This is a genomic window from Rhizobium leguminosarum bv. viciae (genome assembly GCF_012276115.1).
Classification (GTDB): Bacteria; Pseudomonadota; Alphaproteobacteria; order Rhizobiales; family Rhizobiaceae; genus Rhizobium; species Rhizobium leguminosarum_T.
The window spans coordinates 82,371-99,387 of the sequence record NZ_WIEU01000019.1 but is presented as its reverse complement, the minus strand read 5'-3'; the positions used below and the strand labels follow the sequence as shown (position 1 = coordinate 99,387).

General features: G+C 57.3%; 14 protein-coding genes. 4 read left to right on the top strand and 10 right to left on the bottom strand.

Features of this window, described 5'->3' with window-relative positions; all coding sequences use genetic code 11:
* Positions 1 to 425: 425 nt before the first annotated feature.
* The 3 genes from GFM02_RS35615 (at position 426) to GFM02_RS26760 (ending at position 4,429) form a co-directional block, all read left to right on the top strand.
* Positions 426 to 671, top strand: a complete 246-nt coding sequence (locus GFM02_RS35615) for a hypothetical protein (RefSeq protein ID WP_348643995.1) — start codon at positions 426 to 428, stop codon at positions 669 to 671.
* 692 nt (positions 672 to 1,363) lie between these two features.
* Positions 1,364 to 2,677: a polysaccharide biosynthesis/export family protein gene (locus tag GFM02_RS26765; RefSeq protein WP_168271192.1), complete on the top strand. Its 1,314-nt coding sequence runs from the start codon at positions 1,364 to 1,366 to the stop codon at positions 2,675 to 2,677.
* 243 nt (positions 2,678 to 2,920) lie between these two features.
* Positions 2,921 to 4,429, top strand: a complete 1,509-nt coding sequence (locus GFM02_RS26760) for an O-antigen translocase (RefSeq protein WP_168323295.1) — start codon at positions 2,921 to 2,923, stop codon at positions 4,427 to 4,429.
* A gap of 73 nt (positions 4,430 to 4,502) precedes the next feature.
* Here the strand turns inward: GFM02_RS26760 and GFM02_RS26755 are convergent, their stop codons facing one another.
* The 6 genes from GFM02_RS26755 to GFM02_RS26730 are packed head-to-tail and all read right to left on the bottom strand — an operon-like array spanning position 4,503 to position 10,037.
* Positions 4,503 to 5,720 carry a DegT/DnrJ/EryC1/StrS family aminotransferase gene (locus tag GFM02_RS26755; RefSeq protein WP_168323294.1) on the bottom strand — a complete coding sequence of 406 codons (1,218 nt, stop codon included), beginning with the start codon at positions 5,718 to 5,720 and terminating at the stop codon, positions 4,503 to 4,505.
* Positions 5,717 to 6,691, bottom strand: a complete 975-nt coding sequence (locus GFM02_RS26750) for an NAD-dependent epimerase/dehydratase family protein (RefSeq protein ID WP_168323293.1) — start codon at positions 6,689 to 6,691, stop codon at positions 5,717 to 5,719. Before GFM02_RS26750 ends, GFM02_RS26755 begins: the two co-directional genes overlap by 4 nt.
* Positions 6,688 to 7,407, bottom strand: coding sequence for an acyltransferase (locus tag GFM02_RS26745; RefSeq protein ID WP_168323292.1), 720 nt, complete (start codon positions 7,405 to 7,407; stop codon positions 6,688 to 6,690). Before GFM02_RS26745 ends, GFM02_RS26750 begins: the two co-directional genes overlap by 4 nt.
* Positions 7,397 to 8,500, bottom strand: coding sequence for a DegT/DnrJ/EryC1/StrS family aminotransferase (locus GFM02_RS26740; RefSeq protein ID WP_168303526.1), 1,104 nt, complete (start codon positions 8,498 to 8,500; stop codon positions 7,397 to 7,399). The genes GFM02_RS26745 and GFM02_RS26740 overlap by 11 nt, the downstream gene beginning before the upstream one ends.
* Positions 8,497 to 9,534 (bottom strand): Gfo/Idh/MocA family protein, encoded by a 1,038-nt coding sequence (locus tag GFM02_RS26735; protein ID WP_168323291.1) that lies wholly within the window; start codon positions 9,532 to 9,534, stop codon positions 8,497 to 8,499. The genes GFM02_RS26740 and GFM02_RS26735 overlap by 4 nt, the downstream gene beginning before the upstream one ends.
* Positions 9,534 to 10,037 (bottom strand): acyltransferase, encoded by a 504-nt coding sequence (locus GFM02_RS26730; RefSeq protein WP_003549405.1) that lies wholly within the window; start codon positions 10,035 to 10,037, stop codon positions 9,534 to 9,536. The genes GFM02_RS26735 and GFM02_RS26730 overlap by 1 nt, the downstream gene beginning before the upstream one ends.
* A 554-nt stretch (positions 10,038 to 10,591) precedes the next feature.
* On the opposite strand from GFM02_RS26730, the gene GFM02_RS26725 reads away from it, so the two are divergent.
* Complete coding sequence (locus tag GFM02_RS26725; RefSeq protein ID WP_168323290.1) at positions 10,592 to 11,371, top strand: LuxR C-terminal-related transcriptional regulator; 780 nt, start codon at positions 10,592 to 10,594, stop codon at positions 11,369 to 11,371.
* A gap of 178 nt (positions 11,372 to 11,549) precedes the next feature.
* Here GFM02_RS26725 and GFM02_RS26720 read toward each other — a convergent pair whose 3' ends face one another.
* Genes GFM02_RS26720 through GFM02_RS26705 form a run of 4 tightly spaced genes read right to left on the bottom strand, consistent with a single transcriptional unit; the run spans position 11,550 to position 16,849 of the window.
* A complete protein-coding gene (locus tag GFM02_RS26720) occupies positions 11,550 to 13,391 on the bottom strand; it encodes a glycosyltransferase family protein (protein ID WP_168323289.1) in 1,842 nt (613 codons plus the stop codon).
* Positions 13,392 to 13,395: 4 nt separating this feature from the next.
* Positions 13,396 to 14,439, bottom strand: coding sequence for a UDP-glucuronic acid decarboxylase family protein (locus tag GFM02_RS26715; RefSeq protein ID WP_168323288.1), 1,044 nt, complete (start codon positions 14,437 to 14,439; stop codon positions 13,396 to 13,398).
* A gap of 45 nt (positions 14,440 to 14,484) precedes the next feature.
* Positions 14,485 to 15,975: a sugar transferase gene (locus GFM02_RS26710; RefSeq protein WP_168323287.1), complete on the bottom strand. Its 1,491-nt coding sequence runs from the start codon at positions 15,973 to 15,975 to the stop codon at positions 14,485 to 14,487.
* 7 nt (positions 15,976 to 15,982) lie between these two features.
* On the bottom strand, positions 15,983 to 16,849 hold the full coding sequence (locus GFM02_RS26705; protein ID WP_168303532.1) for a WecB/TagA/CpsF family glycosyltransferase: 867 nt from the start codon (positions 16,847 to 16,849) through the stop codon (positions 15,983 to 15,985).
* Positions 16,850 to 17,017 lie beyond the last annotated feature (168 nt).

Sequence of the window (17,017 nt, the reverse complement as noted above, 5' to 3'; positions counted from 1 at the left end):
GCCCAATCGAGAATCCGCGTGGGGGAGGTAAAGTAGCCGCATCCGCACACACCAAAGGGCATGCCAAACGCCAGTGAATCCGCGCCAGTCTGATGCGCAGTCGCCTGCGCTGACGGGCTCGATTCGAGAATGACGACGTTGCCCGAGTGAGCACGCTCGCCCGTCATCGCAGCAGAACCTTCTCCCGAAACTGTCGGTGCAGGGCTTTGCGGCAGATACGGAGCCAAAGGATCGTCGCCTATGAGGCTCATTCCAGCGTAGGTGCGATAAAGGGACGATTGAGCCCCGAATGCAACTCCGTGCGCGTCCCGCTCGAAACCTGCAAAACCAGGCGCGTGGGCGAACAGCCGAGACGCGGCAGTGTCCCCGCTTCGAACCCCCGTCTCGCGATTTGCTGCGAAAGCATCAGGCAAGGGCGGCGCCGGGTGGTTGCTATCGGCCCGACCGTCCTGGTCGCCGATCACGCCCGCTCTCTGTTCAACATCATGCTCATTGAGCGCCGCGGTGTTGTCGGGATTGTCGACAAGCGTACCATCATGCTTGTTTCCATCCGCCGTTTGCACGGATGTCGCAAGTTGAGCACTATCCTCGCTCTTATCGGCAGGCTTGCGAGGCCTTTCCTTTCCGCCGACAGTCAACCATCGGGGAACCAAGGAATCCAGCAGGAGTGAGCGTGATGTCCACCGGCGAGCGTTGCGATACATGGCAGGCCCTCTCTCGCGAGATTATCGGGATCGAATCTACGGGGATCGTTTGCTACGAAGCTCTGAATGATAGCCCAAAAATAAGCGAGTAGGTCCTACGCCTTTTGCTCTACAGGCGGCATCCTTTGGGCAAGCGGCCGTGTTGGCATGGACCACGTGATGGGAAAGACACGCAAGGTGTTCGTTTGGAGGCCTTTTCTTTGCGCCGACCGTTAAGGCGACGCCGCCGGTCAATATCATCGTCGCAAAATAAACGATCCAAACACGACGGCTCTGCCGCGAGGGATCGCTGGCCTTCGCGGCTAAGCGCGTCGCGCTTTAGAACTTTGTTTTTACGCATGTCGTTAGCGCAAAACCGCTGCACACTTTTGCGCGAGATGCTCCAGCGCGCCTCTTCCTGCGCGCATGACGTCCTGGTTTCCCGGGGCTGATGCCTCTTTGCCGCGCCGAAGGTATATGTTCCTACTCGGTTTAGGCTAAGCCCCTCCCCCACCTCATCAATAATGATAAGGCGAAGCAAACAACCGCCACCTTCCTCAAGGCTTCGCCAGATTGCACACTGGCATTGCGGCTTCGGACCTGGCGCCCGATGCTCGCGTGGCGCCTAAGGCATTGAACCGGTGTCCGTTTAAGGACGCCTTTGCAGGCTGGACATGTAAATGAAGCTATCGTATCGCGTTCTCAACGTGTTCTTTCCGGCGACGCTTGTCATCGGTACACTCGTCTTTCTTGCCGGAGCTGTATTGCCGGCTCTCGCCGATGACACTGCTTTTGCTCCGCAAACGAAAATCCGTCTGACGATTGTCCAATGGATGCAGTCCAAAGGCCAATATGAACGATGGGATGCGCTTGGCGGCGAATATACCGTCTCGGATGAAGGCGCTGTCTTTTTGCCCTTTCTTGGATCCGTTTCCATCGGCAATCGCGATAACACCAGCCTCACGAACGAGATTGCCAAGCGTCTGCAAGAAAAAATCGGATTGGTTCAGCCACCCGCGGTCACCATCGAAATTCTCGAATACCCGCCAATCTATGTCGTCGGAGACGTCACCACGCCTGGGCAGTACAAATTCCGCTCAGGACTTACCGTCCTGCAATCCCTGGCAATGAGCGGCGGCCCGTTCCGCGCCACAAGTCTGCAGCAATCGCAGACGATCAAACTCGCGGGCGAACTGCGGGAAATCGACCACTCCCTGCTGCGCAGCACTGCCAAATTAGCACGGCTCCAAGCAGAGATGACCGGGGCAAAGGAGATAACGTTCGATCGGACGCTCGGCGTCGATCAGCAATACGCCGCGGGAATATACAACGAGGAACGGGTCATTTTTCAGGCTCGCGCAAATGCGCTGGACAGGCAGTCGAAAGCGCTCACGGAATTGCGTGATCTTTTGAACAGTGAAGTCGGCATGCTGGGCGAGAAGGTGCAGGGCTCGGAGGACAATATCAAATCGATCGAGGACCAACTGACCAGCGTCAAAACGCTGGTTTCGAAAGGCCTCACCGTTTCGTCGCGTCAATTGGATCTGGAACGGTTGCTCACCACCTACCGCTCCGATCGGCTCGACCTTGTCACCGCCATCATGCGGGGTCGTCAGGCGATCAGTGAGACAACGCGAAATCTTGAGGGGCTTTATGATACGCGGCGAAGCGAAGTCGCTTCCGAATTGCAGTCGGAACAGGCAAGTCTCGACCAGCTCAAATTGAAGCGCGAGATGACGCAAAAACTGCTTCTCGATGACCTCGCGGCAGGGGGAAGCTCGAATATCACCGACGAGGCGCTCCCGCTGACGTTTACGGTGAGCCGGCGAAGCGAAGGCCAAATCAGGCAGTTCCAGGCCTCCGAAACAACGGCACTGATCCCGGGTGATGTTGTGAGGGTCGTTCGAACCCCCATTGCGGATCGTGTGTCTCAGGCAGCGCCCGCCGACCTGCCGCGTGAAACTGAAACACGCGCCAGTCAGGCAAGCCAGTGACCCGCGAAAAGCATGTATTGCAAACGAACTCGCAGCGGACGATTGACCAGCGCCAAGGCGCTCCGACTACCTGCGCGAGAGAAATTGCTCTTGATACAAGCTGCCATAAACCCGACCAGGTCTTGAATTCGCTTCCTGCCCTAACAGGAATACCTGTGCCGCGTATCTCCGAAGCGGCGTTGGGCAATATGTCGGCGACGCGCCGGAGATCCCGCCCCACAGCATAGCGGCTAAGGATAGTTGATGACTTTGCGCATGATCCCAGCCAGTGGGCAGACTTATACCCAGATCCTCAAGTCGACGATGCTGATGGGCGGTTCCTCGCTCGTGAACGTCGCTCTAAGCGTCATTCGTAACAAGGCCCTGGCCGTTCTGCTTGGGCCAGAAGGCGTGGGGCTCATGGGCCTCTACCAGTCAATCGTCGATATCGCGCAAACGGCCGCTGGTCTGGGACTAGGCGGCAGCGGGGTGCGCCAGGTCGCCGAGGCCGCCGGTACCGGAGACGAAGCGAGGATCGCACAGTCGGCGAAAGCGCTGAGACGCATATCGATAATACTCGGCCTGCTTGGCGCGCTCCTTCTTGCGGCGCTGGCATTTCCGGTCTCGGATTTCACCTTCGGCGACCACCAGCACGCCGGTGGCATCGCGCTGCTCTCGCTCGCTGTATTTTTCCGGATAGTGTCGTCCGGGCAGACGGCGTTGATCCAGGGCTTACGTGGCATCGCAAATCTTGCCCGCATCAATGTGCTCATAGGTTTTTTCGGCACGGTTATCACCGTCCCACTGGTTTACCTGTTCGGCGCGCAGGCGATCGCACCCTCGGTCGTAGCGATTGCGGCCGTCACAACACTCTCCACCTGGTGGTACAGCAGACGGATAGGAGCACACTCGCCGCGAATGTCGGCTCGCCAATTTGGTCAAGAGTGGGCACCTCTGCTGAGATTCGGCGCCGTGTTCATGGCGAGCGGACTTCTGACCTTCGGCGCGGCCTATGCCATCCGCATCATCGTATTGAAGGACGGGGGCGTGATGGCCGCAGGATTGTATCAGGCGGCCTGGGGGTTGGGCGGTCTCTATGCCGGCTTCATTTTGCAGGCGATGGGAACGGACTTCTATCCGCGCCTGACCACGACTGCGGACAATCACGCCGAATGCAACCGCCTGGTCAATGAACAGATGGAAATCAGCATCCTTCTTGCCGGCCCCGGTCTGCTCGCCACGTTGACGCTGGCGCCGCTCATGATGAGCCTGTTCTATTCTTCGGAGTTTCATGGGGCGGTGGATCTCTTGCGCTGGATCTGCCTAGGCATGATGCTCAGGATCATCGCCTGGCCGATGGGTTTCATCATCTTGGCGAAGCGTGCCCAAGCCATTTTCTTCTGGACGGAGGTGGCGGCCACGCTCGTGCATGTGGGCCTGGCATGGAACTTCGTATCGAAGTTCGGTACCCCAGGAGCCGGCATGGCGTTTTTCGGCCTCTACGTCTGGCATAGCATCCTCATTTACATGATCGTGCGGCGGCTTACCGGCTTCCGCGGATCCGCAGCCAACCGCAGGCACGTGCTGCTTTTCCTACCTGCATCGGTGTTGGTATTTTCGGCATTTTTGGTCTTGCCGTTATGGCCGGCGATCGGGATCGGCGCCTTGGCCGTAGCTCTGACGGGGATCTACTCGCTGCGCATGCTGATCCAGCTTCTTCCGCCCGAGATGATGCCCGCAGTGATCAGAGGATGGATCGCGAAATTTGCCTAACAAGAAATGCGCATCGAGGCGATGCGCATCAGGCCCTGCGGCACAACGAAGATCGCATCACGCAATCAGGAAATCATACAAGAGCAATGTCCCGATCGTGCTGTACGGCGGCGGGTATGCTGGCCGCCTCAGCCAATGAGCTTCGAAGTGCTTCGGCAACCCTGACGATGTCGAGATCCGTCATCTGAGCATAAAGCGGCAGGATTATCGTTTGCCGCTGCGCTGCCACGCTTCGCTTCAGACCTGTGGCAGCACGATGGGAACTTTGGCCCGAATAGGCCCCCTCCAGATGGATGTTCATCACGCCGCGCCGGGTGGATATCCCCTGATCGAGCATCGCTTGCATGACCGCCCTTTGGTCGATAGCATCAGGCAATCTCACACAAAAGCTCTGCCAGTTGCTGCGAGCCCAGTCGGGCTCGATTGGCAGCGTTAGCCCAGGGATCGTGGACAGGCGCTCTATATACTTCTCGGCAAGCTGCCGGCGCTGCGCAATCAGCTCCGGCAGCCGCCGCAGTTGCACCCGTCCGACCGCCGCCTGAAGGTCGGTCATGCGGTAATTGTAGCCTAGTTCATCATAGTCTTCAAAGATCACCTGCCTCGAGCCGTGACGGACGGCGTCGGTGACGCTCATGCCATGTTGGCGCCAGAGGCGAAATTTTCGGTCATACTCGGGATTGGCCGTAGTCAACATGCCACCATCACCGGTCGTGACGACCTTACGGGGGTGGAAGGAGAAGCAGGCAATGTCGCCATGCGACCTGCCAATTTTTTCCCAATTTCCATCCCAAAGGATTTCGCTTCCCGTTGCGCACGCCGCATCCTCGATGACCGGTATCGAGAGGCGCTTCCCGATCTCAACGACAGGGCGAATATCGCAAGGCATGCCGAGCTGATGAACGCACAGGATTGCCTTGGTCCGGGACGTGATTGCCCTTTCGATCAAGCTAGGGTCGATATTGTAACCGTCTGCCTCGATGTCGATAAAGACAGGCACGCCATCGCAGTATCTGATGGCGTTCGCGGTTGCGATGAACGAATGACTGACCGTAATGACTTCATCACCGGCACCGATACCTACCGCCATCAAGGCGAGATGCAGTGCCGTCGTGCAGTTTGAAACGGCGCAGGCATGTGCAGCGCCGACAAAGGCAGCGAATTCACTCTCGAAAGTGGCAACTTCCGGCCCCTGCGTCACCCATCCTGATAGAATAACGCGGCGGACAGCCTCCGCCTCCTCCTCTCCGAGAACGGGCTTGGCAACTGGAACTACGGGTAGCGACGGGCTCATGCAGCTTGGCCTCCTGCCGCATCGGTCTTCATCTTCCACCAGGCGACAAGGTCGCGAAGCCCTTGTTCCATCGATATTTCCGCTTTGAAGCCCAGGAGTTTCTCGGCCTTGCTGATATCGGCAAGACGACGGGTTACGCCGTTTACCGCGCGGGCTTCTTTGTGCTGCGGTTCGAGTGAGACCCCCATGATGCTGCTTAGCATCTGCGCGAGTTCCCGGAGGCTTATTTCCCTGCCGCTCGCGACGTTGAACACTTCATCCGTGACATCGCTCTTCGCAGCGAGCAGGTTTGCCCGGGCGATGTCACGTGCATCGACGAAGTCCATCGTCTGGCTGCCGTCTCCATAGATGAGGGGTGGCATTCCGGTCGCCAGACGCTCCATCCAGCGGATCAGCACTTCGGTATAGGCGCCGTAAACGTCCATTCGCGGCCCGTATACGTTGAAATAGCGCAGCGCCACATAGCGCAGGCCATACATCTCCGCAAAGCTGCGAAGCAGCCCCTCGTTAAACGTCTTGGCCGCCCCGTAGATCGTCCTGTTATTATAGGGATGATGCGCTTCGGTGGTCGGAAAGCTCTCGGCCAAACCCAGCACAGAGGCAGAAGAGGCAGCGACGACCTTCGACACACCTGCCTTTACGGAAGCTTCGAGAACATTGAACGTGCCTTCGGCCAGTACATCGAAGGCAAGCCGTGGGTCTTCGGCGCATTGCGTGATGCGGATGGCCGCCTGGTGAAAGACGATGTCCACGCCCTCGAAGGTTTTCGCCAACAACGCTCTGTCACGAATATCTCCCTCGATGATGTTGACGGAGCCGCCACCTATTGCCGTACTGAGATTGTCCCGGCGTCCACGCACGAAGTTGTCGAGGATGATAATTTCCCGCGGCTTCTCCAATGCGACGAGATCGGCGATATGCGACCCGATCAGGCCGGCTCCGCCGGTAATGAGTACCCGTTGATTTCTCACGATCTTCCTCCATGCGATATATCCAGCACAGGATCGGCTTCCGTGCGCCAGCGTATGAACTTCGCCGGCACACCCGCCACGACTGAAAACGGTTCGACATCGGAAACAACGACTGCGCCCGCTCCGACGATCGCCCCTTTTCCGATGCTCACGCCGGGAAGAATAGTTGCGTTCGTTCCAATATCGGCCCATGCGCCGATGCGGACCGGTTTGATTTCGAGATCCGTGCGAATGATCGGCACATCCACCGGCAGTGCTGTGTGCGTCGACCCAAGCACCTTGGCGCCAGGGCCCCAGCCGACGCAATCCTCGATAATCAGGTCGCGTGCATCGAAATAGGCCATCGGGCCGATCCAGACATTGTCGCCGATCACGCAAGTGCCGTCGAAGCGGCCCTGGATATAGGCCTGAGCGCCGATGAACACGCCATTGCCGATTTCAAACGTTTCCGGATGTTTGAAACCGGCGCCGCCCGCAACCTGCAGTCCGGTGCCGCAGCTCCGCGTGATCGCTTGCCAGATGGCTTTCCGCATCAGTGTGTCGACGACCCCGTCGCCTGTGGCGAAACGACCATAGAGGTCTATCAGGCCAGCGCGCCCGTATGATTGTCTGAGCTCTTCGACCAACCCAGTTTGGTAGCCAGGATCTGCCGGCCTTTCATGGCGACCATGGACCGCCTGCACCAGTCGAGCTTCGCCGGCGCGGTTAACTGACATAGGCGTACTCCAGCGCGGCGACCACCTGGTCAACGTGTCGTACAGGCATCTCTGGATAGATCGGCAGCGAGAGGACCTCCCGTGCCGCGGCTTCCGAGACCGGGAAATCCCCGGCCTGGTAACCAAGGTCGGCATGGGCTTTCTGCAGATGAACAGGGATGGGATAATGGAGCCCGCACGGAATGCCTTCCGCGCTGAGCAGGCGTTGAAGCCCATCGCGATCACGGCTTCTTATGGCATAGACATGATAGACGTGACGCCGGTCGGCTGCTTCGACAGGGGTCGTCAAAACCGTCGATCCAGCAAGCAGCGAGGAGTAGCGGCGCGCATGCGTGCGACGCGCCTCGGTCCAGGCTTCAAGGTGCCGGAGCTTGACACGCAGGATCGCGCCTTGAATGGCGTCCATGCGATAGTTAAAGCCTTTCAGCAGATGGTGATAGCGCTGCTCCTGACCCCAGTCTCGCAGCATGCGCATCGTCTTGGCCTGATCATCGTCATCGGTAACGACCATACCCCCCTCGCCGCAGGCGCCGAGGTTTTTGCCCGGATAGAAGCTGAAGCAGCCGGATAGGCCGATACTGCCGGCGCGGTGGCCTTTGTATTGCGCGCCATGGGCCTGGCAGGCGTCTTCGATGACGGGTATCCCGTGGCGCTCGGCAATTGCCTTGATCGCGTCCATATCGGCCATTTGACCGTAGAGATGGACGGGAACAATGGCCTTGGTGCGAGGAGTAATCTTTGCCTCGACCTCAGCCGGATCCATCGTGAGTGTCACGGGCTCAACATCGACGAACACGGGTCGTGCGCCTGTGTAGCAGATCGCCGACACGGTTGCGACGAACGTGAATGGCACGGTAATGATCTCATCGTCCGGGCCAACGCCCGCCGCAAGGAGGGCAAGATGCAAGGCACTCGTTCCGGTGTTGACGGCTATCGCATGCTTGACGTTGCAATAGTCGGCGAATTCCTGCTCGAAATGCGCGACCTCGTCGCCCAATACGTACTGCCCTGAGGCGAGGACGCCGAGCACGGCGGCGTCGATCTCACCCTTGATTGATTGATATTGTGCCTTAATGTCCAGGAACGGGATCATGCGATGCGCCTTGCCTCTTCGAGCTCGATGATGCGACCGCGCTGGGCTAACGACCGGCTTGCTGCTTCCAGAATGCGAACGACGCGCAGGCCGGCATGGCCGTCCGTAATGGGTCGCGAATTCTGCTCGATGCACTCGACGAACTGATCCAGTTCGCGTTTCAGTGCTTCGGTCATATCGAGCTTGGGCGCCCACATGTCGCCGCTGCGGTAGCCGACCATCATCTGATGCACATTCTCGCCGTAAGCCTGAGAATTGGGGTTCAGCGTGATGCCCTTGTCGTAGACCTTGATTTTTTCGCTGGGCTCCAGATCGTCGTAGACGACCATCTTGTTGCTGCCACCGATCAGCGTGCGGCGCACCTTGACCGGCGCCAGCCAATTGACGTGGATGTGTGCGATCAGCTTGCTTTCGAAAAAGAGCGTCAGATAGGCGATGTTTTCCGGCTCGCCGAGTACATGGCTCATGCCTGTCGCTGAAACAGCCACCGGCCTTTCCTGCACAACATGGTCCAGGATGGAGAGATCATGCACCGCGAGGTCCCAGATGACGCTGACATCATGCTGAAAGAGCCCCAAATTGACCCGAACCGAGTCATAATAATACATGTCGCCCAAGCCGTTCTCGACCAGTTCGCGCATCTTGCGGACGGCGCCGGTGTGGACGAAGGTATGATCCACCGCCAGCACGAGGCGTCGGCGCGTGGCCTCTTCGACCATCCGCGAGGCTTCCTCCGTCGTCGACGCCATCGGCTTTTCGACGAAGACATGCTTTCCGGCCATCATAGCCTGCATTGCGAGCTTGAAATGGGTGAAGACCGGCGTCGCGATAGCGATGGCATCCACTCTTGGATCACGCAGCACTTCCTCGAAATCATCGGTGATCGTCACTGCGGGGTAGCGGCTTTTGACAGCCGTCAACCGGTCAACATTGAGATCACAGACAGAAACGAGGTGCGCTCCGGCTGCCTCCGAGATGTTGCGAACCAGATTCGGCCCCCAATATCCATATCCAACAACAGCGATGCCGATCATCACATTCCCTCCAACGCGTGCATGTCGACTGGCCCGTCATTAACGCGACCGATCATCCTGGCCGGAACGCCAGCGACAATGGCGCCATCGGGCACATCCTTTGTTACAACCGCTCCAGCGCCGACCTGCGCAGCTTCTCCGATCGTGACGCCAGGCAGAATGGTGGCGTTGCTGCCGATCGACGCATGGCGCTTGACCAGGGTCGGGACGACAATCCAGTCGGCCTCCGTTTGAAGGCTGCTATCCGGATTGACGGCGCGCGGGTATATGTCATTCGTAAACATGACCCCGTGGCCTATGAAGACGCCGTCTTCCAGCGTCACGCCCTCACAGAGGAAGGAATGGCTGGAGATCTTGCAGCTTTTTCCGACTAGGACGTTTTTCTGAATCTCAACGAAGGTGCCGATGCGCGTTCCCGCGCCGATTGTACAGCCATAAAGATTCACAAGATCCGGATGGTGGATAATGGTGCCGTCATCCAGCTTGACGTTTGATGCAATCATCCCTGCAAAACCCCTAACTCTTGAACAGGTCCAGACTTTCAGTTGAAACCAACAATCGCTTGATTGCACCCAAGGTTTCACACCGACAGGACTAATATTTTTCAACACGCCAAAGAGAATTGTTTTCTGCATCTGAGTAAAGAAACAAAACGTTTAAGGTTATTCACCTAAAGACGTATCTACTTATGATGACTTACGCCCACGTTCATACATCGACCAACGTTGGTGGCGGGCTCACCTACCGCATCCGTTGCCGGCCCTACCCCGGAGACTGCGATTGTTTCCATGCATTTAGTGGTCCGTCGCAAACTGCGGTGTAACGATGAAGTTTATTCAGAAACCCATCTAGTAACACTCAAGACTACTTCAGATTTATCTTTCTATTTCCGACTTAAAATGGAAGTTGCACGCTACTTAGCCTATATTAGCTACTGTAACGCTCCGCGAATTGTGGTATTCGATTCCTACTTTAGAGTTTCCTAAACCCCCGTATTGAGAGGGGTTCGGTACTCGGGCCCGTAGTTGAGCGTAACGTGTTAGGGGAGGGTAAAGCTGTGAATTCAGCACTTATACCGAATTTCGACCTCAGGCAGGAGAACGTAGCTCTCCCCCTCAGGCTAGAAAATAATTCGAACACACCTGCCGTGCCGGGAAGACACACGCATTCTCTTGTCATTCTCGATAATCGTGAGCTCGATCGTCAATGCTTGGCGCAATGTATGGCTGCCCAAAAAGCGGATTTGCAGATTTTGGCTTTTGGATCAATTGAAGAGTGGAAGCAGAAGCGCGACGAATATCCTCCGCTTTCGGCAATCCTCTTGAACGTCGGCGGCAAAAAGATCGATGAACCGACGGTTTCGGAGCACATCCGGAAGCTTTCGTCGGAATTCGCATCAACGCCACTCATCGTATTGGCCGATAGCGACGATTTCGGTCAAATCGTTAGGGCACTTGAGTACGGAGCCAAAGGGTTCATACCCGCCTCAGTCAGCGTCAGTGTCTGTATGGAGCTGATCGCGCTGTCAGTGGCAGGAGGAATTTTTGTGCCTGCAAGCGCCCTGTTCGCCATGCGTCACTTGCTGGACTCGAGCAATTCGACCGCACGCCCACTAGCCGGCATATTCACGGATCGTCAGGTCGAAGTCGTGGAGGCGCTCCGACGCGGAAAGGCAAACAAAATTATCGCTTATGAACTCAACCTGCGAGAAAGCACCGTAAAGGTGCATGTTCGCAATATTATGAAAAAGGTCAAAGCGACGAACCGAACGGAAGTCGTATTCAAGCTCAACGATCTTTTTCTTTCGGGCAGTTCTGCGGCAAGCAGCCTGTGCTGATGCGGTCGGCCGATCAGATCTTGCATCGCATCACGAGCGCATTCTCGCGCTAAACATCCTCGGTGGCTGCGCGCCAAATACGCCACCGAGTCCGCGATTGCATCTTCAGCCTCACCCGGGAAGTTTGTCATGCACGCCTCTCCAGGTGAGGCGGTCTGCATGTGCGATTTTCCCACGGCTAATTGCCGATGCCCATAGGAAGCCTGGAAAGCGCCGTTCGGATCCTGCGCAACGGGCCTCTCTGCGAACGGGGGACCAGCCCCCGCGCAAGATGCCAGAAATATCCGAACTCAGGCAGCGGCGGTACATTCGGCCGCAGGCCATTCAGGCGCAGTCTGACCATCAGGCCATCGACGCCTGAATATAGTCGCAGACGCCAACCAGCATCACGCTTGAAGTGTAGAAATGTTACTTTCTCGCCGGCGCTGCTTCCGCCGACGGGAGCGTGACGAAGAACATTTGCAAGATCTGGCTGCTGACACCGCTCAAGAATATCGGAGAACCATGCAAGCCACTCGGAATCGCTCCGATCGGGAATCTGATGAATGCTTTTTCGATCGCTGCCATACCGTCCCGACACGACTCCATCGCCTGAGCCACCGAGTTGCGCGATGACGAGGCGCGCGCGCCTGAATTCGTCGTGGGATAGAGATGGATAGAAATCTTGCAGCCTCCGCGCCCGCTCAAACTGGCCCCTGCAGATCAAAGCGAGAAGGAAGTACGCCCACTCGACCGGATCCGGGTTGAGTGCCCCATATTCGGTCATGGTCACCTTGAGCAGATCCACCAGTAGGTCATAGGCGCGCTCGGCGTCACCCTCCTTCAATGCACAGATGGCAAGACGGAATCTAGCTTCGGGCAGGTAGGATACATAGTCCAGGCAACGGGCGTAGCACTGCTTGGCTTCCTCCACCCTGCCCTGCTCGAGAAGCAGGTCGCCCTGCTTCAGCAAAGCGCGATCGCTCGCTTCCCCCACGATATGGTCGCTCTCCTGCTTAGAGATCCGCTGGACCTTTGTAAGATCGCCGAAGGGGCCGGACTGGATGATCTTTTCGCCGAACTGCAGGCCCTTGTTCAGCATGAACCACTGATATATTTGCGGCCTGTGGCTCAGTGTATGACACGAATGGATCAGACTGTAACCGGCTGTCGTGATACGCCGTATTTCGTCGGGATGGGCAAAAAGGTAATCTAGTCGCTCGACGACGTTGTGGTCGTCAACAAAGACACAGTTCTCCATGTCGACAAAGCCGGCCGCCTCCACTGCTGCCGTGCGTTCCGTCACAAGACACGCCTTTGCCCCGGGAATCTCAAAGTGCTTGCGTACCACCTCGCCGCCCATAGTGCCGCATGTGGGGACGACGAGGCTCGCGTTGAGCGCACGCGCATAAGCCTCTCCAGACAGGAGCTGGGAAGCTAGCTTGCTCTCATAGGCGTGTTGCGGCGAGACCAGGCAGGGGTAACGGTCGCGGATCATCGGAAAGACCGTCTGTCGCCAGGGATAAAGGCCGTAGGCCTGACCTGTGAGCATGGCCGGGATGACCTTTTGCTGGCCATAGTCGTGGTAGACTTCGGGATCGATGAAATTTGGCCAGACGAACAGATTCTCCTTCACCGCCGGCATATATTCCGGAGTCATCGTTGCGATCGCGAAATACGCCTCGATACCCCACTGCTCCATATCGGAAAGGAAGCCCGCGCGTCGATCGCACCAGGCGTCGGCGTTATGAAGGCCAAGCTTGGGAACGGCGATATGGGTATTGGTGTTGGTGATCTTTATCCGACGCGAGCCGTGCGACCGATAACCGCTTTCAAACAGCGTCAGATCCGGTTCGTACCTGTCGCATATCTCTGCATAATCGCAGTCGCGGTTAATGACGACGACATCGAAATGTGTTGTGAGGCATTTGACCTGCTGCTGCATGTGCAGCAGCAGGTAACCGGCCGCATTCGCATTGGGCTGATGGTCCCATTGAAAAAAAACGAGCCGCGGTTTTCGATCATTAACGTTGTTATTCATGTCCCTATCGAATGGCTTCAGGAGCAGTGAATTCGACGTTCGCAGACGCCAGATGCGGATAAGCCTCTTGCGAGGACTTGGCGCTAAGCCTGTTCCTTACGCCGCCGGAAAGCTTCCACTCGAAATAAGCGATCGTTCTCTCAAGCCCCTCACGAAGGTTCACCTTCGGCTGCCAGCCCAGTTGTTGCGTTGCGCGGCTGATATCGGGCTTGCGCTGTGTCGGATCGTCAACTGGCAGATCCTTGAAGACGATGCCGGACTTCGATCCGGTCATTTCGATCACCATTTCTGCCAATTCACGGACCTGGAATTCTCCGGGGTTGCCGAGATTGATGGGGCCTGTGACCCCAGCGGGCGCGCCCATCAGACGGATAAAGCCGTCGATCAGGTCGTCTACATAGCAGAACGATCGTGTTTGCCTGCCGTTGCCAAAGATGGTGATCGGCTCGTTTCGAAGCGCCTGAACGATGAAATTGGAGACGACACGGCCGTCATTGGTCTGCATGCGCGGACCGTAGGTATTGAAAATCCGCGCCACCCGGATTTCCACGCCATATTGACGATGATAGTCGAAGAACAGCGTCTCGGCGCACCGCTTGCCTTCGTCATAGCATGCCCGCGGTCCTATGGGACTGACGCTGCCTCGATACTCCTCGGGTTGAGGGTGGACTGCCGGATCGCCATAAACTTCGCTTGTGGATGCCTGGAAGATCTTCGCCTTGGTGCGTTTTGCCAAGCCGAGCATATTGATGGCCCCGTGCACATTTGTCTTCACGGTCTGCACGGGGTCGTGCTGATAGTGGACCGGAGATGCCGGACAAGCGAGGTTGTAGATCTCGTCGACCTCCACATAGAGCGGGAAGGTAATGTCATGGCGGAGCACCTCGAAGCGAGGATCGTCGAGAAGATGCAGCACATTGTCGCGCGAACCCGTGTAGTAATTGTCCACGCAGAGGACGTCATTGCCCTCTCGCAAAAGCCTTTCGCACAGGAATGATCCCAGAAACCCGGTGCCGCCGGTTACCATAATTCGCTTTTGTCCGTGCATTGGTATGCTCCGTTGTTGATGGTTGCCTCGCGGAAGCAAGGATGGTCAGTAGGCTCCCCTGCGCTTGAACACCGCAGGGATTGTGCTGAGAAGAATTTGGCAGTCGAGCCACAGGGAACGGTTGTCGATGTAGAACTCGTCAAGTTGCTGCTGCAGTTCGATATCCGCATTGCTTCGTTCGGATATCTGCCAGAGGCCCGTCAGCCCCGGTGTTACCGAACGCCGCTTGTCACGAAATTCGCTATCCATCGCTGAGAGGTGATATTCTGGAAACGGACGCGGTCCGACGATGGCCATCTGCCCCGCAATGATGTTTGCCAATTGCGGCAGCTCATCGATGCTCGAAGAGCGCAGCATATGCCCTATAACCGGAAGGACGCGCGGATCGTCCTTGAGCTTGAAGTGGCTCAACCACTCGGCGCGCATGTTAGGATCATCTCGGAAGACTGCTTCAAGGCGCTGCTCTGCATCCTGATACATCGTCCTCAATTTCAGGACGTGCACCGGCTTGCCGGACCGCCCCTCCCTGGTGTGCCGGAAGAAGACAGGGCCTGGATCGATGGCATAGATTGCAGCCGCTGCAAACGCGATGAATGGGGCGACGACGATCGATGCAGGGATGGCGATTGCGAGGTCGAGGATTCGGCGAACCAGGTCCGAGTCGACTGAACTCCCACTGTTGATAAGGCGAATACCGATCTCTCCGCCGACATCCGCAGGTCGCAATCCGCTTACCTTGAGGCTCGGCGTGTCGGACAGCAAAATGACTTCGGCGAACTTCCGACGCATCGCCGCCAAATCGGCAAGCGCGCCTGTGGTGCCCATAATCACGGCAATGGATGGCCCGCCGTCGGGCAATGCCTCCAAACTATCGGAGGAAATGGCCTCCGGCCTGATGCCATACTGCCAGTGGTTCTTGAAATGGGCCACGAGAGCGGGAGTAAGGTTGCCCCCCCCGATGACAACCGCGCGCTCCCCCCAGGTTCCAAGTTTCCAGCACAGGCCTCGTGCAAGCCAATGCCCAAATGGCTGAACAATGAGCCCGAGAGCGAGGAACCCAATGACGGCAAGCAGCAGTCGTTCCCCCTCCGGCAGGATAATTGCTGCAAACGCCGCCAGGACAGCCACCTTGACGGCAGCGACAGTGCGCCGCCGCAGATGTTCGTGGTCATGCAACCGATATCCAGGATAGAGGCCGGCCGATGCGTAAAGAATAATCGCGGCGAGTGCTGCGACCGTGAACGTGCGCTCCGCCAGCGTGCCCTCCAAACCGCTGGGGAAAAAGGACAGGACAACAAAATAGGCAACCAAATAGCTTGCAATGTCGCCGGCGACCAGGAAGGACGAGGTTGCAAGCCGAGGAAGCCGACGCCGTAGTGCGGCGGGCATATTCAGCCCTGCCCGCTCAAAGGGATCGGCGGTCTTAGCTGCTATGGGCGGCACGGAACCTGCCGCAATCGCCCGCGACGTCATGTCATTTGATGTGGCTGCCTTCGGCGGCCTCGGTGTCATTGCTGGCGACGCAAATAAGGACATGATGGCTTTACACCTTTGCAGCTGCTGCTTTTGGCGCGCTTGATCCAAAAACCGCGTCTTCGATCGGAAACTTCCGAAGCCCCAGTCTCTGTATTGCCGTCAGAGAGATGAAGGTCGGCACGACGACCGCATAGCGCCGCCACAGCCGTCGCGGCTCGCATAAAAGACGAAACGCCCATTCGAAGCCGCTTCTTTGAATGATCCTTGGAGCCTGCCGCTTGAGGCCGGCGTGGAAATCGAATGCGGCTCCGACACCGATGAGCATCGATGCTTCCAGACGATCGCGCATGCGCGCCATCCAGAGTTCCTGCTTGGGACTGCTCAGCCCGACCCAGATGATATCGGCGCCCGATCGATTGAGCTGGTCAGCAATCTCCGTTTCCTCTCGCGTCGACAGGTTGCGAAAAGGTGGCGCATAGGAGCCGACGATCCGTGCTTGCGGAAATTTTGCGAGAAGTCGCGCCTGCAGTTGTTCGAGCGTTTCGGCCGTTGCGCCATAAAGGAAGTGGCGCAAGCCCCTGGAACTGCCGGCATCGAAAACGGATAACATGAGATCCGGTCCATAGACCCTGTCGCTTTCGGCATGACCAGCACGTTTCAATGCCCATACCAACGGCATGCCGTCGGGTGTCACGAGGAACGCACGGTTATGTATCGACCGGAGCTCGGGATCATCTTGACATCGGACGACGCCGTGTGCGTCGCGAACGCACACATATTCCTTCCTGCCGTCTTCGATCGCTTTTTGAATAAATCCTGTGGCACTTTTGAGATTAACTGCCGAAATACGGACACCAAGGACATTAATAGATTCCGAATAGCTCGTTCGATTAAGAACCGAATCTTGACTGCTGTCTGCTGGTTGCTTTCTCATGACCTGCGCTTTCGCGATCTAAACTGTCATCAGAATATGCTGTCAGCACGATTGCCTCCATACTTGCCGCTCCAACTATTGGACGTAGATGAGCCTTCATATTTCTACGCCTTACGCCGGGATAAGTTACAATATTGGGAGTAAGGCAATGTACCCCTACGGCTTGCC